22 protein-coding genes are annotated in these 24,436 nt (G+C 71.6%); 13 read left to right on the top strand and 9 right to left on the bottom strand.

Going from position 1 to position 24,436, the window contains the following annotated elements:
• Nucleotides 1-96 precede the first annotated feature (96 nt).
• The gene (locus NAG42_RS02900; protein WP_250027650.1) at nt 97-852 is read left to right on the top strand and encodes a TetR/AcrR family transcriptional regulator; all 756 of its coding nucleotides are present in this window, start codon (nt 97-99) and stop codon (nt 850-852) included.
• Between the two features lie 42 nt (nt 853-894).
• Here NAG42_RS02900 and NAG42_RS02895 read toward each other — a convergent pair whose 3' ends face one another.
• The 8 genes from NAG42_RS02895 to NAG42_RS02860 all read right to left on the bottom strand — a co-directional run bounded on the left by NAG42_RS02895 (nt 895) and on the right by NAG42_RS02860 (nt 11,443).
• Nucleotides 895-1,944, bottom strand: coding sequence for a succinate dehydrogenase/fumarate reductase iron-sulfur subunit (locus NAG42_RS02895; RefSeq protein ID WP_250027648.1), 1,050 nt, complete (start codon nt 1,942-1,944; stop codon nt 895-897).
• Complete coding sequence (locus tag NAG42_RS02890) at nt 1,944-3,911, bottom strand: fumarate reductase/succinate dehydrogenase flavoprotein subunit (RefSeq protein WP_250027646.1); 1,968 nt, start codon at nt 3,909-3,911, stop codon at nt 1,944-1,946. The genes NAG42_RS02895 and NAG42_RS02890 overlap by 1 nt, the downstream gene beginning before the upstream one ends.
• A 15-nt stretch (nt 3,912-3,926) precedes the next feature.
• Entirely contained in the window at nt 3,927-4,748 is an 822-nt protein-coding gene (gene sdhC, locus NAG42_RS02885) for a succinate dehydrogenase subunit SdhC (RefSeq protein ID WP_250027644.1), read from the bottom strand.
• A 298-nt stretch (nt 4,749-5,046) separates the two neighbouring features.
• Nucleotides 5,047-6,015 carry a hypothetical protein gene (locus NAG42_RS02880; protein ID WP_250027642.1) on the bottom strand — a complete coding sequence of 323 codons (969 nt, stop codon included), beginning with the start codon at nt 6,013-6,015 and terminating at the stop codon, nt 5,047-5,049.
• A gap of 63 nt (nt 6,016-6,078) precedes the next feature.
• Nucleotides 6,079-7,533: a TldD/PmbA family protein gene (locus NAG42_RS02875; RefSeq protein WP_250027640.1), complete on the bottom strand. Its 1,455-nt coding sequence runs from the start codon at nt 7,531-7,533 to the stop codon at nt 6,079-6,081.
• Entirely contained in the window at nt 7,530-8,966 is a 1,437-nt protein-coding gene (locus tag NAG42_RS02870) for a TldD/PmbA family protein (protein ID WP_250027638.1), read from the bottom strand. The genes NAG42_RS02875 and NAG42_RS02870 overlap by 4 nt, the downstream gene beginning before the upstream one ends.
• A 31-nt stretch (nt 8,967-8,997) precedes the next feature.
• Nucleotides 8,998-9,585 carry a Uma2 family endonuclease gene (locus tag NAG42_RS02865; protein ID WP_250027637.1) on the bottom strand — a complete coding sequence of 196 codons (588 nt, stop codon included), beginning with the start codon at nt 9,583-9,585 and terminating at the stop codon, nt 8,998-9,000.
• Nucleotides 9,586-9,664: 79 nt separating this feature from the next.
• Entirely contained in the window at nt 9,665-11,443 is a 1,779-nt protein-coding gene (locus NAG42_RS02860) for a prolyl oligopeptidase family serine peptidase (RefSeq protein ID WP_438872359.1), read from the bottom strand.
• 121 nt (nt 11,444-11,564) lie between these two features.
• Between NAG42_RS02860 and mshB the strand changes: the two genes are divergently transcribed.
• The 4 genes from mshB to NAG42_RS02840 are packed head-to-tail and all read left to right on the top strand — an operon-like array spanning nt 11,565 to nt 15,372.
• Nucleotides 11,565-12,500, top strand: a complete 936-nt coding sequence (mshB, locus tag NAG42_RS02855; protein WP_250027633.1) for an N-acetyl-1-D-myo-inositol-2-amino-2-deoxy-alpha-D-glucopyranoside deacetylase — start codon at nt 11,565-11,567, stop codon at nt 12,498-12,500.
• On the top strand, nt 12,497-12,988 hold the full coding sequence (locus NAG42_RS02850) for a hypothetical protein (protein WP_250027632.1): 492 nt from the start codon (nt 12,497-12,499) through the stop codon (nt 12,986-12,988). Before mshB ends, NAG42_RS02850 begins: the two co-directional genes overlap by 4 nt.
• A 28-nt stretch (nt 12,989-13,016) precedes the next feature.
• Nucleotides 13,017-14,873, top strand: coding sequence for a VanW family protein (locus tag NAG42_RS02845; protein WP_250027630.1), 1,857 nt, complete (start codon nt 13,017-13,019; stop codon nt 14,871-14,873).
• Nucleotides 14,874-14,901: 28 nt separating this feature from the next.
• The gene (locus tag NAG42_RS02840) at nt 14,902-15,372 is read left to right on the top strand and encodes a hypothetical protein (protein ID WP_250027628.1); all 471 of its coding nucleotides are present in this window, start codon (nt 14,902-14,904) and stop codon (nt 15,370-15,372) included.
• On the opposite strand, the gene NAG42_RS02835 is transcribed toward NAG42_RS02840, so the two are convergent.
• Nucleotides 15,369-16,334 (bottom strand): GNAT family N-acetyltransferase, encoded by a 966-nt coding sequence (locus NAG42_RS02835; RefSeq protein ID WP_250027626.1) that lies wholly within the window; start codon nt 16,332-16,334, stop codon nt 15,369-15,371. The two genes, NAG42_RS02840 and NAG42_RS02835, sit on opposite strands and share 4 nt — an antisense overlap.
• Before the next feature lie 83 nt (nt 16,335-16,417).
• On the opposite strand from NAG42_RS02835, the gene fdxA reads away from it, so the two are divergent.
• The 8 genes from fdxA to NAG42_RS02795 all read left to right on the top strand — a co-directional run bounded on the left by fdxA (nt 16,418) and on the right by NAG42_RS02795 (nt 24,386).
• The gene (gene fdxA / locus NAG42_RS02830; protein WP_221375661.1) at nt 16,418-16,744 is read left to right on the top strand and encodes a ferredoxin; all 327 of its coding nucleotides are present in this window, start codon (nt 16,418-16,420) and stop codon (nt 16,742-16,744) included.
• Nucleotides 16,741-17,832: a succinyldiaminopimelate transaminase gene (dapC, locus tag NAG42_RS02825; protein ID WP_250028331.1), complete on the top strand. Its 1,092-nt coding sequence runs from the start codon at nt 16,741-16,743 to the stop codon at nt 17,830-17,832. Before fdxA ends, dapC begins: the two co-directional genes overlap by 4 nt.
• 252 nt (nt 17,833-18,084) lie before the next feature.
• Nucleotides 18,085-18,495, top strand: coding sequence for a hypothetical protein (locus NAG42_RS02820; protein ID WP_250027625.1), 411 nt, complete (start codon nt 18,085-18,087; stop codon nt 18,493-18,495).
• Nucleotides 18,492-20,693 carry a hypothetical protein gene (locus NAG42_RS43885; RefSeq protein ID WP_284044690.1) on the top strand — a complete coding sequence of 734 codons (2,202 nt, stop codon included), beginning with the start codon at nt 18,492-18,494 and terminating at the stop codon, nt 20,691-20,693. Before NAG42_RS02820 ends, NAG42_RS43885 begins: the two co-directional genes overlap by 4 nt.
• Nucleotides 20,690-21,775, top strand: coding sequence for a S8 family peptidase (locus NAG42_RS02810; protein ID WP_250027623.1), 1,086 nt, complete (start codon nt 20,690-20,692; stop codon nt 21,773-21,775). Before NAG42_RS43885 ends, NAG42_RS02810 begins: the two co-directional genes overlap by 4 nt.
• An 89-nt stretch (nt 21,776-21,864) precedes the next feature.
• A complete protein-coding gene (locus NAG42_RS02805; protein ID WP_250027621.1) occupies nt 21,865-22,332 on the top strand; it encodes a hypothetical protein in 468 nt (155 codons plus the stop codon).
• Nucleotides 22,333-22,341: 9 nt separating this feature from the next.
• Nucleotides 22,342-22,992: an SIMPL domain-containing protein gene (locus NAG42_RS02800; protein WP_250027619.1), complete on the top strand. Its 651-nt coding sequence runs from the start codon at nt 22,342-22,344 to the stop codon at nt 22,990-22,992.
• Nucleotides 22,993-23,057: 65 nt separating this feature from the next.
• Entirely contained in the window at nt 23,058-24,386 is a 1,329-nt protein-coding gene (locus tag NAG42_RS02795; RefSeq protein ID WP_250027617.1) for a DUF4407 domain-containing protein, read from the top strand.
• Nucleotides 24,387-24,436 lie beyond the last annotated feature (50 nt).

Below are 24,436 nucleotides of genomic sequence, written 5' to 3'. Positions count from 1 at the left end.
CTCTCTCGTACGGTGTGCGATTGGCTCGCACACCGTACCAGTCGGCTCGAACACTGTTCGGGTGGCTTTAGAATGGCCAGGTCGAAGGGAAGTTGCATGCCGTCTACGTCCGATTCGTTCACCGGTTCGGTCTGGTTGCGGCCGCCGCGCGCGCAGACCGGTCAGCCGAGCCTGAGCCGGGAGCAGATCGTCCGGGCGGCGATCGAGTTGCTCGACGCGGAGGGGCCGGCCGGGCTCAGCATGCGCAGGCTGGGCGCAAAGCTCGGGTCGGGGGCGACCTCGCTCTATTGGCACGTGGCGAACAAGGACGAACTGCTGGAGCTGGCCGTCGACGAGGTGTTCGGCGAGATCTACGTGCCCGAGCCGGGTGACACCCACTGGCGGGTCGGCGCGTCGATCAGCGCCAACGGCATGCGGTCGGCCCTGCTGCGGCATCCGTGGGTGATCGGCCTGCTGGGTCTGCACCCCACGCTCGGACCCAATGCGATGCGCCTGGGTGAGCGGCTCGTGGCGCTCTTCACGGCGGCCGGCTTCAGCGGCATGCCGTTGTCCCACGCGACCGCGACGCTCAACGCGCACGCGATCGGGTCGGCGACTTCCGAGGCGGCGATCAAGTCGGCCCTCAAGCGCACCGGCAAGACCTGGGAAGAGGTCGCCGAGGACGTCGAGCCCTACCTGGAGCGGCTCGCGCCCGACAACCCGAACTACGAGAAGTGGCGGAAGGAGACCGGACCATTGCGGAACGATCCCGAGCGGGTGCTCGAGGAGACGTACGCCTTCGGTTTGGACCGTCTGCTCGACGGGCTGGAGCTGTGGCTCACGAAGAGCGGCGCCGAGCCGCCCGCGGTCTGAGCGCCGGCCGCCGGCGAGGGGCCGGCGGCCGGGCGATCAGCGTCAGTGGGTCTCGGTGCTGTGGCGGCCGTCGGTGCTGTGGTCGCCGTCCTCACCGTGGTGGGGGTATTGCGGCGCGGGCTGCTGATAGGCCACGCGGCCGGGCGGCATCGGGAACTCCTGGTCGCCGAACGGCGACGGACCGCCCTGGGTGGGCAGTGAGATCTCGGAGACGTCCATCCGGCCGTCCTCGCGCACCTCGGGACCCTCGGGACCCCGGGTGTGGGTGAACGGCGCGCCCTTGGCCACATCGGTGACGCCGACCGAGGTGCTCGGGGCCATCGACTCGGAGTCGTCGAGCTGGTCGCGGCGGAAGATCTTGCGGCCGAGCCAGACCAGCGGGTCGTAGCGGCGGTCGACGACGCGTTCCTTCATCGGGATGATCGCGTTGTCGGTGATCTTGATGTGCTCGGGGCAGACCTCGGTGCAGCACTTGGTGATGTTGCAGAAGCCCATGCCCTGGTGGGACTGCGCGTACTCCTTGCGGTCCTCCCGGTCGTCGAGCGGGTGCATGTCGAGCTCGGCGGCGCGGATGAAATAGCGCGGACCGGAGAACGCGGCCTTGTTCTCCTCGTGGTCGCGCACGACGTGACACGTGTTCTGGCAGAGGAAGCACTCGATGCACTTGCGGAACTCCTGGCTCCGCTCGACGTCGATCTGCTGCATGCGGTAGTCGCCCGGGGCCACCCCGGGCGGCGGCGCGAAGGCCGGGGTCTCGCGGGCCTTGTCGTAGTTGAAGCTCACGTCGGTGACCAGGTCGCGGATGACCGGGAACGTGCGCAGCGGCGTGATCGTGACCGTCTCGTCCTCTTCGAACGTCGACATGCGGGTCATGCAGCCCAGGCGCGGCTTGCCGTTGATCTCCATCGAGCACGAACCGCATTTGCCGGCCTTGCAGTTCCACCGGCAGGCCAGATCGGGCGTCTGGGTCGCCTGCAACCGGTGGATGATGTCGAGCACGACCTCACCGTCGTTGACCTCGACGTCGAAGTCCTCGATGTCGCCGCCGGCCGAATCGCCCCGCCAGACGCGGAAGTGACGCTTGGTGCCCATTACTTCGCCTCCGTCTTGCTCTTCGCGTCGGTGCGCACGCCGGGGATGGCGGCGTCGCCCGTCGGGCCCTCGATCGCGTCGAACTGGGACATCTCGTCCTCGGTCAGGTATTTCGACAGCTCGGTGCGCTCGAACAGCTGGATCAGCTCGTCCCGCATGCGCGGCACGGGCTTACGCTCGAGATGCACATCGCCGGAACGATCGAGCGAGCAGACCAGGTTGATGAGCCGCCACTGCGGGTTCATCTGCGGGAAGTCCTCGCGGGTGTGACCGCCGCGGGACTCCTCACGCTCGAGCGCCGCCTTGGCCGTGCACTCCGAGACGATCAGCATGTTGCGCAGGTCGAGCGCGAGGTGCCAGCCCGGGTTGTAACGCCGGCCGCCGATCGCCCCGACCTGGGCCACGCGCAGCTTGAGCTGCTGGAGCCGCTTGAGCGCGTCGGTCAGCTCGCCCTCGCGCCGGATGATGCCGACCAGGTCACCCATCACGGCTTGAAGGTCCTGCTGCAGGGTGTACGGATTCTCGCCGCCCGGCCGCTCCAGGGGCGCGAGGGCCGTGAGCACCGCGGATTCCACGTCGGACGTGGTGACCTTGGGCCGCTTGGTCAGCGAGTCGGTGTAGGCCGCGGCGTGCTCGCCGGCCCGCTTGCCGAAGACCAGCAGGTCGGACAACGAGTTGCCGCCGAGCCGGTTGGAGCCGTGCATGCCGCCGGACACCTCACCCGCGGCGAACAGGCCCTCGACCGTGCCCATCGCGGCGGCGCTGTCGGGCTCGACCTCGACCCCGCCCATCACGTAGTGACAGGTCGGCCCGACCTCCATCGGCTCCTTGGTGATGTCGACGTCGGCCAGCTCCTTGAACTGGTGATACATCGACGGGAGCCGCTTGGTGATCGTCTCGGCCGGCATGCGGGTGGAGACGTCGAGCAGGACGCCGCCCGCCTTGGTGCCCCGGCCCGCCTTGACCTCGGAGTTGATCGCGCGGGCGACCTCGTCACGCGGCAGCAGCTCGGGTGGGCGGCGGTTGTTGTCGGGGTCGTCGTACCAGCGGTCCGCCTCCTCCTCGGTGTCCGCGTACTGCTTGCGGAACACGTCGGGGACGTAGTCGAACATGAAGCGCTTGCCCTCGCTGTTGCGCAGCACGCCACCGTCGCCCCGGACCGACTCGGTGACCAGGATGCCCTTGACGCTGGGCGGCCAGACCATGCCGGTCGGGTGGAACTGGAGGAACTCCATGTTGATCAGCGTCGCGCCGGCCCGCAGGGCCAGGGCGTGGCCGTCACCGGTGTACTCCCACGAGTTCGAGGTGACCTTGTAACTGCGGCCGACGCCGCCGGTCGCCAGGATCACGGCGGGCGCCTCGAGCAGGAGGAACTCGCCGGACTCGCGGTAATAGCCGAACGCGCCGGCGACCTTGTTGCCGTCGAGCAGCAGCTCCGTGATCGTGGTCTCGGAGAAGACCCGGATGCGGGCGTCGTAGTTGCCGGTCTCGGCGAAGTCCTCCTGCTGCAACGAGACGATCTTTTGCTGCAGGGTGCGGATCAGCTCGAGGCCGGTGCGGTCGCCGACGTGCGCGAGCCGGGGATACTCGTGCCCGCCGAAGTTCCGCTGAGAGATCTTGCCGTCTTTCGTACGGTCGAAGAGCGCGCCATAGGTCTCGAGCTCCCAGATGCGCTCCGGTGCTTCCTTGGCGTGCAGCTCAGCCATGCGGAAGTTGTTGAGGAACTTGCCGCCGCGCATGGTGTCGCGGTAGTGGACCATCCAGTTGTCGCGCGAGTTGACGTTGCCCATCGCGGCCGCGGCGCCGCCCTCGGCCATCACCGTGTGGGCCTTGCCGAACAGCGACTTCGAGATGATCGCCGTACGTTTGCCGGCCAGCCGGGCCTCGATCGCCGCGCGCAGACCGGCGCCGCCGGCCCCGATCACGACGACGTCGTAGTGGTGTCGTTCGATTCTTGCAGTGGTCATGGTGTGCGCCGCCCCCTAGCCGACGAACCGAAGATCGGAGAACCAGCCGGCCGACAGCGCCATGACGTAGAAGTCGGTCAGGGCCAGGGTGCCGAGGGTGATCCAGGCCAGTTGCATGTGGCGGACGTTGAGTTTCGACACGAAGGTCCAGATGCGATAGCGCACGGGGTGCTTGGAGAAGTGCTTGAGCCGGCCGCCGGTGATGTGGCGGCACGAGTGGCACGACAGCGTGTAGAGCCAGAGCATGACCACGTTGCCGACCAGGATGATGTTGCCGAGGCCGAAGCCGAACGAGTCGCCACTGCGGAACGCGATGATCGCGTCGTACGTGTTGATCAGCGAGATGATCATCGCGGCGTAGAACGCGTAGCGGTGAGCGTTCTGGAAGATCAGCGGGAACCGGGTCTCGCCGGTGTATTTCGCGTGACCGTCGGGGACCGCGCAGGCCGGCGGCGAGAGCCAGAAGGCCCGGTAGTAGGCCTTGCGGTAGTAATAGCAGGTCAAGCGGAAGAGCAGCAGGAACGGCAGCGTGAGGGCCGCCTCGGGGAGCAGCCAGAAGCTGGGTAGCGGGGTGCCGAACAGCGCCGAGCCCTCGACGCACCGGTCGGTCAGGCACGGCGAGTAGAACGGCGTGAGGTAGTGGTAGGCCTCGACGAAATACCACTTGTGCATGAAGACGCGGACGGTCGCGTAGGCAACCCACGCCCCCAGTCCGACGAAGGTGATGAGCGGGGCGAGCCACCACCGGTCGGTGCGCAGCGTTTTGGCCGTGATCGCCGCGCGTGATCTGTCAGGACCGGAGGGTCCCACGCCCGGCCTCGTTGCCGTCGTCGTCATTCGATCTCCTGACGTGCCTGTCACAGTGACCCGGCCGGCGAGCGAGGGGGGAGCCCGGCAGCCGCCATGCTTGCGTGATGTGGGGCACACGTTACGCCGAGGGCCGGACAGTTTCGCGCCCAGGGATGGGGTCTGGATCACAAATCACGACCCCCGTCACATCGATATGCTCCCACCCGTTAATGGATCTTGGGTCGGCTGATCCAAAACGGACGTTGAGGAAGCAGCTGGGCAGGCAGCACCGACTCGGGGCGGTTCCGGCGCCCGGCTGCTGGAGAGGCGAAGTGGGAAAAGGCGGTCAGAGGTCGGGGGCGGCCAGGCGACGGATCGGCCCGGCACAGGGCGCGGGAGACCAGGCCACGAGGTCTTCGGCCAGGGGCTCGCCGTCGGCGTTGCGCGGGGACACGTAGAAGGCCGGGTTGCGCGACTTGGACTGACGGTCGAGGGCATCCGCGTAGACCGCGCGGGCGTCGACGAGCTGGCGCCAGCCGTCCTGGGCGCGGGCGTTGCTGATCTCGCCGACGTAGATCCGGACCGCCGCGTTCTCGTCACGGACGGCGACCGCGCGGGCGGCCGGGTTGGCGGCGGCGCCGGGCGGGTTCAAGCGGTTGAGGCGGCGTTCGAGTTCGAGGCAGCTCTGATCGCGCAGCTCGCGCGACTCACGCGCGTCGGAGGCGCTGTCCCGCACGTCGGAGACGGCATCGACGACCGCGAGAGCGCCGGCGCAGAGCGCGATCACGATGAGCGCGGCACCGATCGAGATACCCGCCACAAACCACTGCCGCCGACGTCGCTGCCGCGCCGCCGGCGTGCCCGGCGCTGCAGCCGGCCCCGCCCATCGCCGCCACGCCGGCCGAGACCCACCCTGGCCACCACTTTCCGCCGCACCGGTCGCCTCCCAGGAGCCGCTGGCCGCCCGCTGGGACCCGCCGGCCGAAGCGACGCCGACCGTCTGCTCGGACCCGCCGGCCGAAGCGACGCCGGCCGCCCGCTCGGACCCGCCGGCCGAAGCGGCGCCGACCGTCTGCTCGGACCCGCCGGTCGAAACAGAGCCGGTCGAAGCAGAGCCGGCTGAAGCAGCGCCGGTCTGGTCGGAGCCGCCCCCGGAAGCAGCACTGAACGCCGACGGGTCGCCGGCCGCGGTGCCGCCCTCGAAGGTCGGCGTGGCGCCGGTCGGCCGGAACACGGGTGAGCCGGCGCGATCGGATCGCGGCAGACGCGTGGTGGCGTCGTCGTCCTGGTCAGGGTCGCGGGGCGTGTCGCTCACCGGCTCAGTGAAGCACGCCGGTCAATGCGCCGCCTCCCGGCGAATCGTGGCCGTGGGCGGTGGTCAGCCGGAGGCGTTGCCGGTCAGGTTCCAGCTGGCCAGGTGCAGGGCGGGGGCCGCGTATCGGGTGCCGGACCAGCGGTCGGGCAGCAGCACCGACTCGTGGCCGATGCCGCGCACCAGGCCGGTGCCCAGGGCCTGCGGGTAGGACTGGGTGAAGCGCATGTTGCCGACCGCGGCGGTCACCTCGCCGTTCTCCACCAGCCAGACGCCGTTGCGGGTCAGGCCGGTGATGACCAGCGTTTTCTGGTCGAGGACACGCGTGTACCAGAAGTCGGTGATCAGCAGGCCGCGCTCCATCCGGGCCACGAGCGGGCGGGCCGACTCGGCCACGGCGCCCACGGCGTCGGCCGCGGGCAGCGACGCCGCGGGGGAAGCCTCCAGGCGGATGTGGGTGGGAAAGGGGCCCCACGTGCGGGACGCGCCCGAGGCATGGCCGGTCGACACCGCGCCGGCCTCGGCGGCCGACGTGCGGTCGTGCGCCACCGCCTTGGTCACGCCCTCGCGCACCAGCACCAGCGACTCGCGCGGTGTGCCCTCGTCGTCGAACGGCAGACCCGGCGCGTGTTCGTCGCGGCTGCCGAGCGGCTCGTCGACCAGGGTCACCGACGGGTCGAACTGGTCGGCGCCGAGCTCCACGAAGGACTGCCTCTGGGCATACGCCTTGCCGTTGAACCCGAAGATCGCGAGGTTGTCGAGCAGGTCGGCGACCGCCTCGGGCTCGAGCACCACCTCGTAACGCCCGGGCGGCAGCTCGATCGGATCCTGCCCGCCCCGGGCCTTGGCCGCGGCGCGCGCACCGAGCGCGGCCCCGTCGAGGTCGGCCAACCGGCCACTGGCCAGCCGGGCCACCCCGTCGGCGCCGGCCAGCCGGGCGATGCCGTCCATCGCCGCCTCGGCGGTGCGTCCCTCGACCGATTGCCCGGCGGTGTTGGCGAAGGCGGCGGAGGTATAGGTGGTGCGGCAGTAGCCGGCCGTCTCCAGGCCCTCGGCGGCCCGCACGAAATCGCGGACGCGTCCGGCTCGCTCGGCCGGGGTCGCGCGGGCGGTCGCCTCGTCGAAGCCGAAGTCGAGCCGCGAGTGCTCGCCCGAGCCGTGGTAAGCCGCCGAATGGTGCAGCGGGCTCGGTGGTGTGAGGCCGGGCCAGGCGGCGTCGGGCGGGCTCAGCCGGGCCGCCGCGACCGTCCGCTCGACCAGGCCGCGCAGCCCGTCGGCGCCGACCACAGTGGTCGTTCCCGACGCCGTGCGGCCGTCGAGGTGCAACCGCAGGCCCACGGTGGTGGCCGCGTCGGCCACGTTTTGATGGATCATGGAAACGGCGAAGCGGGTCAGCGCCTCGGCATCGTGCCGCACGACGACCTCGGCCTCGGCGGTCGGCCCCGCCACCTGCCGCACCAGCTCGACGACCCGGGCCGCGAGCTCGAGCTCGGCCCCCGATCGGACGGTCTCGAGACTCATCCCCGCACCCCCACACGTACGTCGGTGAACCTGGCCGGAGCGGCCGGATGGCCGGTGTGACCGACCTGGCCGGGCTGGCCCTTGCCACAGTTGGGCGTGCCCCAGGCGACGGTCTCGGAGGAGAGCATGTCCATCGACTGCCAGAACTTGGGACCGATGCCGGTGTAGGTCGGGTTGCGCAGCATGCGGCCGAGCTTGCCGTTCTTGATCTCGTAGCCGATCTCGCAGCCGAACTGGAAGTTGAGCCGCCGGTCGTCGATCGACCAGGACCGGTTGATGTCCATGAACACGCCGTCGTCGGTGTTGGCGATGATCTCGTCGAGCGTGTGCGGGCCCGGCTCCAGGCCCACATTGGTCATCCGGACCATCGGCAGCCGCGCCCACCCGTCGGAGCGCACGCTGCCCGCGTAATCGAGCCCGGCCACGGCGGCCGAGTCGCGCCCGGCCAGCACACCGACCCAGATGCCGTCACGCACGGCGTCGCGCTTGGTGGCCGGGGTGCCCTCGTCGTCATAACCGAAGCTGCCCAGCGCGCCCGGGATGCCGGGATCGATGGTGATGTTCATCAGCTCGGAGCCGTAGCGCAGCGAGCCCAGCCGGCCGAGGTCGAGCCAGCTGGTGCCGGCGAACGCGGCCTCCCAGCCGAGGATGCGGTCGAGCTCGATGGCGTGCCCGACCGACTCGTGGATCTGCAGGGCGAGCTGCTCGCCACCGAGCACCAGGGTGGTCTCACCGGTCGGGCAGAGGGGTGCGGTGAGCAGGGCCCGGGCCTCCTCGGCCATGCGCGGCGCGTGGGCGATCAGGTCGAGGCTGTCGACCAGCTCCCAGCCACTCGTGCCGTATTGCCCGCGGTGGGACGGCCAGGACCGGCGCTGGATCTCGCCGTCGCCGAACGCGCTGGCCGTGATGCCGGCCCCGCACTCGCGGGTGTGCTGATCGATGCGGTGGCCCTCGCTGGAGACGAACCACTTGCGGGTGTCCCAGATCTGGTAGATGCCCTCGGCCAGGTCGGCCCCCGCCTCTTTGGCCGCGGCGGTGGCCCCGACGATCAGGTCGCCCTTGACCGACAGGGAGAGGCCAAGCGGGTCGACCGCGCAGTCACTGGCCCAGCTGGCCTCGACCGCCGCGCTGGGCACCAGCTCGATCGGCGGCCCGGGCACGGTCGCGCTGGCCACGGCGATCTCGGCCGCGCGGCGCCCGGCGGCGCGGGCGGCGGAGTCGGAGAGGTCGGGCAGGGCGTAGAAACCCCAGCTCGACCCCACGAGAGCACGCACGCCCAGGCCGGCACTCTCACCCGAGCCGAGCTCCTCGACGTCACCGTCGCGGGCCGTCATCGACTCGGTGCGCCGCACCATGACCCGGCAGTCGGCATAGCGCGCCCCAGCCTCCAGAGCGGCCCGCACCGCCACCGAGGCCTCATCGAAGTGACTCATGGCCCGACCCTAGGCGACAGGTACGACAGTTTCAGTCCGGCAGGAGCGTCGCCGGGTCGAGATCGACAACGACCGGCTCGGTGAGATGCAGGACTTCGTTCGCCTTGGTGATCGAGTTTTCTTTGTACACCGAACCGGCCAGCTCGTAGAGGGCGAACGTCCGGGCCGTCGGGTCGACCATGAGATACCACGGGATCCCGGCCGCCGCGTAGTAGTGCTTCTTGAGCACCTTGTCGGTGGTGGCGTTGGACGGGGAGTGGATCTCGCAGACGAGGACAACGAACGCCGAGTCGATGATCAAATCGTCGACCCGGTCGTCGGCCGCGTAGACCACGACGTCCGGGATCACCATCCGGTCGGGTCCGAGCTGCACATTCACCGCGTCGTCGACCTCGAGGCGGGCCGGATCGGCGTTCGACTCGAAGGTATTGGCCAGATGCCGGGCGATCCGCTGATGGGTGCGGGTCGGATCGGGGGTCACGAGCAGGCTCCCGTCGAGGAGTTCGACTCGGGGAGAGGTGACGCCGAGGGCCAGATAGTCGTCGCCGCTCATCGGCCGGCCATCGGGGAAGATCGTCGCGCTGACGGGCGGTTTGTCCGGGGCGAACAGAGGGGTCATGGCGTCTCCCGAGCTTTCGGGGTCGGACTCTCCCACAAAGACTAGTCTCATGCCAACTCTCCTCGCGACTACCTCTTCGCTACGGGTCAGCCGTGCCGTGTCCCTTGAGGAAGGCTAGCTCCTCGTCAAGGGTGGCGTTCTCGACCGAGGGCAGGCCGGGGACCGTGGCGCCGACCAGCAGGACGGCGTCGGTGGGGTCGGTTTCGGTGAGGTTGTGGTGGGCGTAGATGTCGGCTGAGTCGCGGTGGTCACCCAGGTAGCGCTCGGCCAGCGGCGCCGGGGCGTCGTGCCAGTCGACGATCGGGTCGCGGGCCACGGCGCGGTGGAAGACGTCGGGGCGGCGCAGCACGGCCATGGCGGCCAGCCATCCGCCCAGGCCCGTGCCCCGGACGGCCACCGACGACAGATCCAGGTCGGGATGCTTGCCGACGAGGGCTCGCAGGGCGTCCACCTGATCGCTCAGCGAGACGTCGACCAGGCGCCGGTGCACCACCTTTTCGAAGCTCGGCGCGACCCCGGGCGTGCCCCGGCCGTCCACCGACACGACGGCGAAGCCCGCGTCGGCCCACCACTGCCGCTCCTGCCAGGCCGCCTGGTCGTTCACCACCTGCTGATGGCCGGGTCCGTCACCCAGCGTGACCAGCACCGGGAGCTTGGTGCCGGTGACGTGACCGCTCGGGTAGAGGACCGCCGCCGGCAGCCGCCGGTCGGTGACGCGCTCGAAGGCCGGCCGGGTCACGTAGGGCAGCGGCGCCGACAGGTTGCCCAGCGCCGTCACCCGGGCCGTGCCCCGCCACACCACGTCGTCGATCACCAGCACGTCGCCGCCGGCCACCGCGCGGTGCCAGCCGGGGGTCTCGGTGATCGGGCGGGCCTCGGCGCCGCCGCCACCCAGCGACGTCCGCACCCGGAAGACCGATTGGGTGGCCGGGTCGTCCTCGGCACCTTCGACGATCAGGTCGGGGGCCGGGGAGCCGGGCCGGGCCGACGTGCCGACCACCCGCCGCACGTAGAGGCCGGGCGGCGTCAGCAGGCTCCCGTCGGCGAACAGGCACCGGGCGTCGAAGCCGTCGTGGGCCAGTTCGCCGCCGACCAGCACCCGGCCGTCGGGCAGGTGACGCGGCGTGCCGGCCACCGGCTCGACCCACCGGGCGTCGGCCAGCTCCGCGTGCACCTGGGTCTCTCCCGTACGCGGGTCGACCGCCAGCACGAGGCCGTGCTGCTGCATGCGGCGGAGCACCGTGATCAGCGGCCCGCCGCCGTCCGCCCAGCGCACGCCGACCACGTGCGGATAGGTCTCGCGGTCCCAGTGCACGTCGACCCAGCCGAAGTCGAGGTCGAGCAGGTGCAGGCTGGTCGACGCGGCCGTGCGCGCGGCCAGGATCTGGCTGCCGTCGGGCGACCACCACCAGCCGCGGTCCCGGCCGAACCGGCGCGCCGTCTCGTCCGGCCGGCCCCAGCCGATCATGCCGCCGCGCTCGCGCCAGGCGTTCCCCGCCTCGCCCGCGAGCAACCGGTCGCCGTCCGGGCCGACCACTCGCAGCGAGGGCGAGCCGCCGGCCTGGCTGAGGTAGCCGATGGTGACGCCGGCGGGGTCGGGCCGCGGATCCTCGGCCGGCTCACCGGTCGGCACCTCGGTCACCGTGCCCCGGGCCAGCTCGGCGCGGAACAGCCGGCCCTGGCGGGTGAAGGCGGCCACCCGGGCGTCGCGATCCACCGCGTACGAGAGAATGGGCCCCGCCGCCACCAGGGACTCGGTCGCGGTGGCGACGTTGAGCACCCAGAGCGAGGAAACCGCGTCCTCCGGCCCGGTGGAGCGCAGGAACACCACCCGCCGCCCGTCCGCTCCGACGGTCACGTCGTGCGGCGCGCCGTGGCGGAAGTTACCGGTGCGCTCCGCGAGTCGGGGGAAGTCCACCCGGACAGCATCGCTGATCAAGCCTGCTTCGTGCGCCCCAAACCGGGCACGGCGTCCCGGAATGCCGCAGAAGATCCCGCGTAGCATTGCGCGCGTGACTGACGCCCTGCCCGCCCGCCGGCTCCTGCTGGTGCATGCTCACCCCGACGACGAGGTCACCGGCACCGGGGCCACGATGGCCCACTACGCCGCCTCCGGCGCCCACGTGACGCTCGTGACCTGCACTCTCGGGGAGGAGGGCGAGATCCACGTCCCCGAGCTGGCGCAGCTCGAGGCGGCCCAGGCCGACCAGCTCGGCGGCTATCGGCTGGTCGAGCTGTCGCGCGCGTGCGCCGCGCTCGGCGTCACCGACCACCGCTTCCTCGGCGGCGCCGGCCGGTTCCGCGACTCCGGCATGATGGGCCTGCCCACCAACGACCACGAGCGCGCGTTCTGGCGGGCCGACGTCGACGCGGCGGCCGCCCTGCTGGTCGAGGTCATCCGCGAGGTCCGGCCCCAGGTCATGATCACCTATGACCCGAACGGCTTCTACGGCCATCCCGACCACATCCAGGCCCACCGGGTCGCCATGCGCGCGGCCGAGCTGGCCGGCGACGACGCCCCGCAGAAGATCTACTGGACGGCGATGCCGCTGAGCGTGCTGCGCGACGGCATGGAGGCCTTCCGCGAGCTCGCCGACAACCCGTTCGCCGATGTGGAGAAGGTCGAGGACCTGCCGTTCGGTCACCCGGACGACGAGATCGCCGCGCGTGTCGACGGCACCGACTATTACCAGCAGAAGGTCGCGGCGATGAAGGCGCACGCCACCCAGATCCCCGACGACTCCTGGCTCTACGGGATCGCCGGCGACTTCGGCGGCGAGTTCATGGGGGTGGAGTACTTCACCATCGCCAAGGGTTCGCGCGGTCCGGGCGAGGGCCCGCACAACTGGGAGAGCGACCTGTTCGGCGGTCTCGACCTCGAACAGCCGGCGATATCGGACGCGGCCTCCCGATGACCGCCGACGTTCACCATCAGGAGCCGTCCCCCGAGACGTACGAGGAGAAGGCGCGCGAGCCGTGGGCGGGCTGGGACCAGGTCGTCCGGGTCGCCGGCGTCGTCATCGCGATCGTGGCCGCCCTGGTCACCGGCTTCCTCGAGATCATCCTGAGCACGCTGCGGGCCGGTGACGTGGTGTCGGTGTGGCGGGGCGACCCGATCGGCTCGGGTGGCGGTCCGTTGCTGTGGCTGTCGGTCGTGCTGGCCGTGGTGCTCAATTACGCCATCTCCTGGTTCGCCGTCACCACGACCCGTCGCCGCTGGTCACTGGCCCCGCCGTGGGCGCTGTGGACGCTGCTCATGCTCTTCGCCGCGGGCGTGCGCACGAGCGAGGGCGATTACCTGCTGGGCGGCGAGAACTGGGTCGCTCTGGTAACGATCCTGGCCGGAAGCCTGACCTATGCTGTCTACTCCTATCGCCTGATCTTGAAGCGCCGTCTCCCCTGAGCGGTGCCCCGAGCGGTGAGGTGAGCACGTGACTTCCAGGCATGAGGGCGCGAGGCCGGACGACACCGTCATCCTCAACGAGGGACCGGACGGCCGCGTTGTGGTCCCCGATGGGGCGGACGCCACAGTGCCGCTGCCGATGAGCTCGGAAACCGTCGTGATGCCGGCCCAGCGCGACGCCCCGCCCGAGGAGCGGCTGCCACCGGCCGAGCCCGATCCGGCGCCGGAGCGGTCAGGCCGGAAGTGGCTGGTCGCGGCCGGGGTGGCCGGGCTTCTGGTGGTCGCCGCCGGAGGCGCCGGGGCTTACGCCACGGCCGGTGACATCCCGCGGGGCACTGAGGTGCTCGGTCTTGATCTGGGTGCTCTGACCAGGGCCGAGGCCGAAAAGGCGCTCGGCGAGCACGTGGCTTCGCGGGCCGCGCAACCGGCCCGGGTCCGCCTCGACGGCAAGGACGTGACGGTCAAGCCGGAGGCGGTCGGTCTCGCGTTGGACGTGCCGGCGACCGTTGACGCCGCGGCCACCGGCGGCCCGCGACTGTGGGGGATCAAAGACATCACCCCGGTCGTACGCGTCGAGCAGGCCAAGCTCGAGGCCGCGCTCCGCAAGTTCGTGGATCCCGAGCGCGTCACCGTGAAGAAACCGGCGATCACCTTCCAGGGCGTGACGCCCGTGGCCTCGTACCCGAAAGCCGGTCTCGACCTGGACGGTGCCGTCGCCGCCGAGCGCGTGACCAGGGCGTGGCCGGCCGCTCAGGTGGCCGACGTGCCGCTGACCACGCGGGCCCCGGCGATGACCGACGCCCAGGTCGACGGGCTGATCACCGAGGTCGCCAAGCCGGCCGTCGCCGCCCCGGTCACCGTCACCGTCGGGGGCAGGTCGTTCCGGCTCACCCCGGCGGCCTTGGCCAAGGGACTGGTCTTCCGCTCGGACGCGGCGGGCCGGCTGACCCCGGCGATCGACGGCGCCCAGCTGCGCGCCGCCGGCCGGGCCGAGTTCGGCAAGGTCGAGACGGCCGCCCAGCCCGCCACCGTCCGGCTGACCAACGGCCGGCCTCAGGTCGTCGCGGGCGCGCCCGGCCGCCTGGTCGACGTCACCAAGCTGGCTCCCGAGCTGCTCACCGTGCTGACCGGCCCGGCCCCGCGCGCGGTGGCCGGGGTGCTCACCGAGGCCGAGCACGCCACCAGCCGGGCCGACGTGACCAAGCTCGGCATCAAGGAGCGGGTCTCCACCTTCACCACCTATTTCACCGGTGGCCGCAGCTCGCCGCGCAGCCAGAACATCATCACCGTGGCCCAGGCGGTGGACGGCGCGATCGTGCGGCCCGGCGCGACCTTCTCGCTCAACGGGCACACCGGCGAGCGCGACTACGCCAAGGGCTACAAGGACGCGCCGGTGATCGTCAACGGTGTGCTCGAGCCGGGCGTCGGGGGCGGTGCGTCGCAGTTCACCACGACGCTGTTCAACGCCGCCTACTACGCGGGTCTCGAGGACGTCGAGCACAAGCCGCACTCGTTCTACTTCTCGCGCTACCCGTCGGTCATCGAGTCGACGATCTTCTATCCGACGCTCGACCTCAGATTCAAGAACACCACCCCGTACGGGATTCTGATCGACACCGCGACGACCGGGCGCTCGGTGACCGTCTCGATGTGGAGCACCAAGGTCTACGACAGCGTCAAGACCGTCTACGGTCCCCGGCGCAACGTGACGAGCCCGTCCACCGTGCATCGCGACGCCGGCCCCAAATGCATAACTTCCAGCGGACTGCCAGGCTTCACCCAGGACGCGTGGCGCGTCATCCGCAAGGATGGCCGGGAGATCGAGCGCGAGAAGTTCACTTGGCGCTACGATCCCGAGCCACGGTTCGTCTGCGGCGGTGAGTGAGCCGCCGGGTCAGCCCCCGGGAGGGGATATGAGGCAGCAGCGCTGGTTCCCGATCGCGGCGCTCGCGGTCGGTCTGTTCGTGATCAATGTGGTGGCCCGGCTGGTCACCCGGTTCGCGTTCGACGACAACGACGCGGCGGAGACTCGCACCACGATCGTCATGTTCTCGGTGATCGGCGTGGTGCTCGCCGTCTACGCGTTCATGGCGTCGCATCGCCGGCCGCCGTCGGAGTGGCTCGTCCCCGACTGGGTGCTCGGCGTGGGCGGCGCGATGCTGCTGACCCTCCTGGTCGGACCGTTCGTGAGCGGCGACCAGCCGTTCGCCGGGGGCTCCGACAACTTCTTCGCGCAGTTCGCCCTCTACCTCGCCTTTGCCGGCGGCGGCACGCTGGTCGGCTACTGGGTGTCGGTGGCCATGGCCCACGATTACCGGTCGCGGTCGCTGCAGGCCTACACCCAGCAGCGGCAGGCCAAGCCGCGCCGGATCGTCCGCCGCTAAGCGGGCGGCGCCTCCCGGGTCAGGTAGGTGTGGTGGGTCGTGAAGCCCACCCGGCCATAGAGCGCGACCGCGGCCGCGTTGCGCTCCTCGACCTGCAGATAGACCCGGCTGCTGCCGTGCTGCGAGCCCCACTGGGTCAGCTCCCGCAGCACGTGCTGGGCGATGCCCTGGCGCCGGGCGTGCGGGGCTGTCTGCACCAGCGCCACGCCGAGCCAACGGTCGGGGCCGGTGACCGCGCCCCGGCCGATCGCCAGCAGCTCACCGTCGGCGTCGTGCACCTGGGCGAAGGTCACCTCGGCCGGCCCGGTGAGGATGCGGGCCGCGGCGGCCGGCAGCGTGCCCTTGTGCTCGGCCACCATCGCCAGCCAGTCGTCGCCGGGGCTGTCGGCCAGCTCGACCGGCGGCAGATCGTGCCGCTCCTTCAACGCACCGAGCAGCGTGGCCACGGAAGCGGTCTGCACCAGGGTGAGCGGCCGGGCGCCCCAGCCGCGGGCGTCGAGGGCGGCGTTGACCGGGGCGGCGAGCGGCATCGGAGCGTTGATCAAAGCTTGCTGGCCATGTGCCGAATACCACTCCGCCACCGCATCGATGGCAGCCTCGAGCGGACGGTCGGGATCGCCCACGGCGAGAGCCGAGTTGGCCCGGCCGGTCCAGTTCCCGGCCGCGCGCAGGATCCAGCGGCCCAGTCGCGCCTGTGTCGGGGCCGGCCAGGCGTCGTTCGCGGCCAGCTCGAGGGCGATGACCTCGGCCGCGGGGGGCCGGCGGGCGGGCGGCACCCGCTTGGCCCGGTGCACCTCACGCAGCGGCACCCGCACGGTGCCCTTGTCGGTCGCGATGGTGAGATCCGTCTCGGTGAGGTCGACCAGCTCACCAAGGGCATCCGTGTAGAGCGTCCGATTCTGGGAAACGCCTACAATTCGGCGTACCACCACCCGGTGTCCCACATCCTGCCGACGGAGCACGTGTCACCTCCTCCGGCGGAGATACTAGGCTCTGCAACTGTCGCCGGCGGTCCCCGCAGGCGTGGCTTTGGAGGGAAAGACCCGTGACCTACATCATCGCTGAGCCATGCGTCGATGTGCTCGACAAGGCATGCATCGAGGAATGCCCGGTCGACTGCATTTACGAGGGCAATCGGATGCTCTACATCCACCCCGATGAGTGCGTCGACTGCGGGGCCTGTGAGCCGGTGTGCCCGGTCGAGGCGATCTTCTACGAGGACGACGTCCCCGACCAGTGGAAGGACTACACCACCGCGAACTACGAGTTCTTCGAGGATCTCGGTTCGCCCGGTGGTGCGGCCAAGGTTGGCAAGATCGACAAGGACACGCCGTTCATCGTCGGTCAGCCGCCCCGGGGTGACGCACACTGAGCGCGCTCTCCGCGGCCCTGCCGGACTTCCCGTGGGATCTGCTGGAGCCGGCCAAGGCCCGGGCCGCCGCACACCCGGACGGGATCGTCGACCTCTCGGTCGGCACTCCCGTCGATCCGGTGCCGCCGCTGATCCGGCAGGCGCTCGCGGAGGCGTCCGACGCGCCCGGCTACCCGCAGACCGCGGGGACGCCGGCGTTGCGGGCGGCGATCGCCGATTGGCTCGCCCGGGCCTGCAACGCCTCGGGCGAGCTCGGCGTGCTGCCCACGATCGGCTCCAAGGAGCTGGTCGCCTGGCTGCCCACGCTGCTCGGCGTCGGCCCCGGTGACAAGGTCGTGATCCCGTCGGTCTGCTACCCGACCTATGAGGTCGGGGTGCGGCTGGCCGGCGGCACGGCTGTCCGGTCCGACTCGCTGACCGCCGTGGGCCCCGATTCCCGCGTACGGCTGCTCTGGATCAACTCACCCTCGAACCCCACGGGCCAGGTGCTGCCGGTCGAGCACCTGCGCAAGGTGGTCGCCTGGGCCCGCGAGCGGAACGTGACAGTCGTCAGCGACGAGTGCTACCTGGCCCTGGGCTGGGAGACCGAGCCGGTCTCGATCCTCGACGACGCGGTCACCGGCGGTGATTACACGGGCGTGCTCGCGGTGCACTCGCTCTCCAAGCGCTCCAACCTGGCCGGCTACCGCGCGGGTTTTGTCGGCGGCGACCCCGCGCTGATCCGCGAGCTGCTGGCGGTCCGCAAACACGCCGGCATGATCGTGCCGGCGCCGGTGCAGGCCGCGATGATCGCCGCGCTCGGCGACGAGGAGCACGTGACGGCCCAGCGCGCTCTCTACGCAGCGCGACGCGAGCAGCTGCGCACCGCGCTGACCGGGGCCGGCTTCGAGATCAGCCACTCCGAGGCCGGGCTCTACCTGTGGTCGTCGCGCGGCGAGGACAGCTGGAAGACCGTCGACTGGCTCGCCGACCGCGGCATTCTGGCTGCTCCGGGCGCTTTCTACGGCCCTGCGGCGGAGCGGCGGGTGCGCATCGCGTTGACCGCCACCGACGAAAGAGTGGCGGCCGCGGTCGCCCGTCTGACCTAAGGCCTGTCCTGTCGATCACGCGGGGCTGCGGCGTGGCCCAGGCGGCGCCTGACGACGTCCGCATACAACCCCGGTATGCGACCGCTCTGCGGCCGCCGCCAGCCACCACCTGGACCTCGCCTCACTCCCACGTGATCGACAGGACAGGCCTTGGACAATAAGTGATCATGCGGTAGCTCACGGCTTCATCAATTCGACAGCGGTCAGTACCCTCGGTGCGTTGCGAGACGACGTAGCTACGGGGAGGCGGTCGTGAGTGACGGCATTCGGGTCGACACCGATGGGCTGAACAAGTTCTCCGAGACGGTGCGGGACGACACGTCCCGCACGCTCGGACCCGGCTATTCCGACGCGCGGGTGTCCCTCGGGACAGGCGTGCGCTTCGGAGTGAACAACGCCAGCGGCAGCGTGCACGCCGCAAAGGCTCGTTATGCGGCCAGTGTGGAGGCCTCGACGGCCAACGTCGAGGAATACATGGCCGCGGCCCGCGTCCTGGCCGACGCGGCGGCCAAAGTCGCCGCGGCGCTCGACGCCTCGGACAGCCGCTCGGCCGAGCGCACCGACTGGGTCACCGGGGCCCTGGCCGCGGCCGCCCGCGAGGCGCAGGAGCGCCGGCTGGCCGCCGAGCGGCGGATCGCGCCGGGAACGGCGCGTGCGATATGACCGAGCCGGTCCTGACCAGCAGCTACTGCACGGCGTGGAACGCGTTCAACACGCCGCGGATCTGGTCGATGGTCATGAACGAGGACGACGAGCTGGCCCGCGAGCAGGTGCTCGGCTGGCGGCGGCTGGCGTCGTCGATCCGCGGCCAGCACCAGGCGCTCACCGCGGCCAAGGCCGAGCTGGTGGCCGCCTGGCCGCCGGAGGAGAATGCGTCCTCCGAGGCGTTCCTCAGCGAGCTCGACCGCCTGATGGTGCGGCTCGAGGCGGCTTCGACCGACGCCGACACCACGGCGACCGGCCTCGACCGGATCCTGAACGCTCTCGACGGGGCGAAGAAAGCGGTCGAGCCGCTCTGGGAGAAATACAAGGACAAGAGTGACGACCTGGTCCCGCGCTGGTTCGACAGCGCCGAGGACGAGATCGACGAAGAGGCCCGCGGGCACATGATGGCCATGGAGCGGGCGGTGTCCGACGCGGTGGCCGACCTCAAGGTGCCCGAGGCTTTCCAGTTCGAGGTCGAGGGGCCGGAAGAGTGGCCACCGCGCACGGGGCCGGGCTCGGGACAACTCGGCGGGGGCGGGATCAGCACGACCGTGCCGCACAACCCGGTGCCACCATTGCCGGGGCAGGACCCGATCGCGCCGGACGCGCCCGGCTCTTCCGGGTCCGACATCGGCGCGCCTGATCCGGGCGCTGCCGGCGTGCCTGGTCCCGGCGTGATCGGCGTGCCTGGTCCGGGCGTGATCGGCGGTCCTGATCCGGGCGTGATCGGCGGGTCCGGCGCTGGGGTTCGTCCCGGCGGCCCTGATCTGGCCGGAGTGATCAATCCACCTACGACGCTTCCCGGTCCTGGATTCGGTGATGGCGGTGCCGGTCCGCTGCCCAGCGGGCCAACGCCGCCTCCACCCCTGACCGGCGTGCCGCCGGCCGTCCCGGGAGTCTTCCCGGGCGGCGGTCCGGTGGCCGGCAGTGGTGCGGGGCGACCGCCGGCCCTCGGCGCGACTGGCCGTGGGCCCGGCACCAGCCGGGTGCTGCCCTCCGGCGCTGTCATCGGCGGTCCGGGATCTATCGGAGCGCCCGGCACGGGCATCGGCCGGAGCCCCGGCGCAAGCCGCGGTGTCGGCAGTGCCGGCGCGGGTCGCGGTGTCGGCAGTCCGGTCGCGGGTCGTGGGGTCGGTAGTCCGGGCGCGGGCGCCGGTCGCGGTGTCGGCAGTCCGGTCGCGGGCTCGGGTCGTGGTGTTGGCAGTCCGGGCGCGGGTCGTGGTGCGGGCGCGGGTCGTGGGGTCGGCACTCCAGGCGCGGGCGCGGGCCGTGGGATCGGTAGTCCGGGCGCGGGCCGTGGGATCGGCAGTCCGGGCGCGGGCCGTGGCGTCGAGGATCCTGGCGTGGGCGCGGGTCGTGGGGTCGGTAGTCCGGGCGTGGGCCGTGGTGTCGGGGATTCTGGCTCGGGCGTCGGTCGCGGTGTCGGTGGGCCCGGCGCGGTGGGTGGCCGAGGTGCGGGTGGACCGGGTGCTGTGGGTGGTCGCGGTGCCGGAGGATTGGGTCGTGGCGGTGCCGCGTCTCGTCCTGGCGCGGGCTCCATCGAGAGCGAGCCGAGCCGTGGCGGTGCCGGGCGGGGTGCCGGAGGTCCCCAGCTGGGTGGCGTCGGTGGACCCGGAGCCGGTGTCGGCCGGGGGGCAGCCGGTGGCCTGCGGGGCCCGGGGGCCGCGCGTGGTCGGGACGGCCGGCGGGGAACGGGCGACGACCGCGACGACCTGCGCTCGGGTTCCTCGGTGGAGGGTTTTGCGGGCGGAGCCGGTGTGGGCGCAGTGGGAGCCATCGGCGGCCCGCCCGGTGGCCGGACGGGCGGCGGAAGCGGGCTGACAGGTGGCGTGAGCAGCCTGACGGGCGGCGGAAGCGGTCTCACAGGTGGCGGGAGAGGCGGTGGCCCGACGGGTGGCGGGACCGGCGGTGTCCGAGCGCGTGGAGGCGCGCGGGCGCCCCGGCCGGACTGGCTTCCCGACGACCCGGTCGGACCCGACCGGCACCTCGCGGCGGCCAGCCGAGGCGCCGGGCGATCGGGTCCCGGCAACGAGCCGGCTGGGTTCCAGCCCGACAACCTGTGGCAGGTCGCCGAGGGCGTCACTCCCGTGATCAGTCCCGGGGTGGACGACGACTGGCACGACCCCGGCCCCAACGTGATCGGCCGGCGCGGATGATCGGGGCGGCACGGCGGGCCGGCGCGGCGTTCTTCGCCGCCCTGCTCGTCGTGCTGCTCACCGGGGTTCCCGCGCGGGCCGACACCTGGCGCGACCGGCAGTGGTATTTCGGTCCGATGCGCCTCGATCGGGCTCAGCAACTCGGCCGGGGCGGCGCCGGGGTAACCGTGGCGGTGATCGACACGGGGGTCGACAGCAGTCACCGCGACCTGCGCGGCGCCACCGTCGGCGGCTGGGTGGTGACCCGCGAGGAACCCACCAACAATGTGGACACCGGCCCGCACGGCACCGGCATGGCGGCTCTTGTCGCCGGTCGCGGGCACGGCGACGGCGCCGGTCTGCTCGGGGTCGCCCCGCGCAGCAAGGTCATGCCGATCCGCCCGGTCAACGACGACCTGCTGATCTCCAACGGCATCCGGTGGGCGGTCGAGCACGGCGCCACGGTTGTCAACATGTCGTTCAACCTGCCCAGCGACCGGGTGCTCGCGGACGCCATCGCCGAGGCGTACGCGAAGGACGTCGTATTCGTCGCCTCGGCCGGCAACGGTGGCGGCCCGGTGGTCGAGCCCGGCGCCTTTCCCCACGTGATCGCCGTCGGCTCGGTGGGGCGCGACAACCGCGTCGCGTCGTTCTCCAACCGCGGACCCCAGGTCGACCTGGTCACCTATGGGGTCGGCATCCCGGTGGCCCGGCCCGGCAACAAGTACGACGTCACGAACGGCACCAGCGTCTCGTCCGCCCTGGTCGCGGGCGCGGTGGCGTTGATCCGGGCCCGCTATCCCGACATGACGGCCCCCGAGGTGGTCGACCGTCTGATGTCGACCGCGACCGACCGGGGCCCGAAGGGTCGCGACGACCGTTACGGCGCCGGCCAGCTGAACTTGATCGCCGCGCTGACCGCGCCCCGGGCCGCGAAGAAGACGAGCCCCGCACCGTCCCGGGCTCCGGTCGCCGCCCCGGCTGCCGCCCGGTCCACCCCGGACACCGCGCCGTCACCGTTGCTGATCGTGGCGGTCGGAGTGCTCGTGCTGATCGCCGGTCTCGCCGTCCTCATGGTGCTTCGGGCACGCCGTAGTTCCTGATCAGCAGGGGTTCGCCCGGCTCGATCCGGCACTCTGGCGATCGAAGATGTGCGCTACTCTCGGTCGTACCGGAGATCGGGGGAGCGCCGGTGAATTCATATCCAGCAAATCGGATAACCGGATCCGACCGGACCGGGACGGCCTTCGCGGTCGTCGATCCGGTCGGGCGATTCGTCGACATAGGCCTGCGTCCCGGCTGGTGGCCGGCGCTGGGCCCGGCCCGGGTCGCCGCGGGCCTTCTCGAGGCACTCGAGTCCGCCCGGATGCAGGCGGCAACGGCGCCGCTGGTCGAGCGGGGCGACCTCTTCGACACTGCCTGGAGCCGCATCACCGAGGCCTATCGGCTGATCGATGAGGGCCGCGAGCAGCCGGCCCTTCGGGTGATCATCGGCCCACGAGGCCTGTTCCGCCTGCATGCGCGGGGTGGCCGCATCGACAGCGCCGAGACCGGTCCGCTCACCCCGGCCGACACCGAGCGGCTCAGCGCCGACGCCCGCGATGCCCTGGCCGAGCTGGCCCGGCCCGCGGCCGACGCGGAGTGTGCCCCCGCCGGGTAGCGTCAGGGCATGCCTGAGCAACCCACGATCGCCGTCCGCGGTGAGGCGTTCCGCGAGGTGCCGCCCGAGCAGGCGGTTCTCTCCGTCACCCTGTCGGCGCGCGACCGTGACCGCGACACGGTGGTGTCCCGGTTGCTCGAGCGCTCCACCGAGCTGCACGCTCTGCTGGCCGAGGCGGGTGACGCGATCGAGCGGCGCGAGACCGGCGGCGTCCGGGTGTTCCCGGAGCTCAAGCGGGGCAGTGAGCGCGTGGTGGCGTACACCGGAAGCGTCGCCACGACGGTGACCGTGACCGATTTCGAACCGCTCGGTCAGCTCCTGCTCCGGCTGGCCGCGCTCGAGCACGCAGCGGTGTCCGGGCCGTGGTGGCAGCTGCGGCCGGGCAGCCGGGCCGGCGCCGACGTGCGGCGAGAGGCCATCACCGACGCGCTGTCCCGCGCCCGGGAGTATGCGGCGGCCGTCGGTGCCCGCATCGACAAGCTGGTCGAGATCGCCGACGAGGGTGTGGGCGGCGGTGGGTCAGGGCCGATGATGCGCGCGATGGCGTTCGACGCGGGGGCGCCGGAGTCGGCCGGATTCGAGATCGACCCGCAACCGCAGACGGTGCAGGCCTCGGTCACGGTCCGGGTGACCATCACCGAGCCCGAGCTGACGCCATAGGGTCCGTCCCGCCGAAAAGTCCGTTTCGGGCGCGCCGCAGCTCCTGATCGGCCAGACTCGGCTGCATGCCGAAGGGCCGCCGAGACGTGCTGCTGCGGGTGGCGAACGTCAACCCGGCCAGCGTGACCACCCACACCGATCGGGTGCTGTATTCGGCGATCGGCGTCTTCGTCCTGCTCTACTTCGTCTACGCCACGCTCGGCGGCGCTGCCTTCATCGACGCCAGTGCCAACTACGAGCACCCCTGGTATCGCTGGCTGGTCGGGCCGCTGGTGGCGGCGGGCGTGATCGCGTACGACCGGGCGGTGGTCGGGCGGGTCGCCATCAGCTATGAGGAGCTGGACTCCACCGACCCCCGACACCTGCTCCGCAAGCCGACGATCGGCCTGTACGCCGGGCGGCTCGGGCTGGCCCTGCTGTTCGCGGTGCTCATCACCGAGCCGCTGATGCTCGCCCGCTATCAAGGTGAGATCGACGCCCGGCTCAACGAGGTGCACAACCAGCAGCTCAGCCGCATCGACCGGACCGGCGTGGTCGGCACGTGGACGGCCCGGCTCGGTCAGCTCGACCGCGAGACGGCCGGGGACGACGCCGTCGTGCGGCAGCTCACCGACCAGGCCGCGCAGAAACGTGCGGATGCCCGTGAGCTCTACCGGCAGGCGGTCGACGACTCGGCCGGCGACGGCGTGACCCGGGCGGCGGGCTGCCCGGCGGGTGGGTCCTGCGACCAACTCGTACGGCGGTCGCGGGCGCTCGACGACGAGGCGGCCGCGCTCGACGTGCGAGCCGGCCGGCTGCTCGACACCCAGCGCCGGGCCCGCGAGGCCCGCGCCGACGAGAAGGCCGGCCTGACCCGGCAGATCAACGAACAGCGCGAGGCCAACGAGAAGGCGGTCGAGGCGGACGCCGGCTTCGGAGCGCGGACGGCCGCGATGTGGCACCTGGTGACCGGCGACTTCTGGGGCGTCGGCGTCTTCTATCTGGGCATCACGCTGCTGCTGGTGGCGCTCGACTGCGCCGCCGTGGGCCTGAAGTTCGCCTCCCGCGGCAACGGCTACGAACGCAACGAGGCCCGCATCGCCCGCCGCTGCGAGCACGAGGCCGCCCTCATCCACGAGCGCGAGATCCAGGACGCCCGCACCTATGGGGCGGCGATGGCGCGGGTGGTGGCCGACGGCATCGAGACGGCCAGCCACGACGAGGACGTGGTGCGCGACTCGGCCGAGCGGGCCAGCGCAGTTCTGCGTACGTCGGTGGTCGTCCCGGCCGAGATCCGCGAGCTGACCGCGCACCCCGGCCGGCACCACCGGCCCGTGCACGCCGAACTGCTCGGCGGCCACCGCGCCCGGCATCTCCGCCCGACCGCGGCGGACACCGGTCCGGACAAGCCGTAGCCGGTCAGCCGTAGCCGCGAACCGGCGAAGACAATCCCGGGCCGGTCAGC

Source organism: Paractinoplanes maris, assembly GCF_023544465.1.
GTDB lineage: Bacteria > Actinomycetota > Actinomycetes > Mycobacteriales > Micromonosporaceae > Actinoplanes > Actinoplanes maris.
The sequence above is the reverse complement of the archived record's forward strand: the minus strand, read 5'-3'. Positions and strand labels throughout refer to the sequence as shown.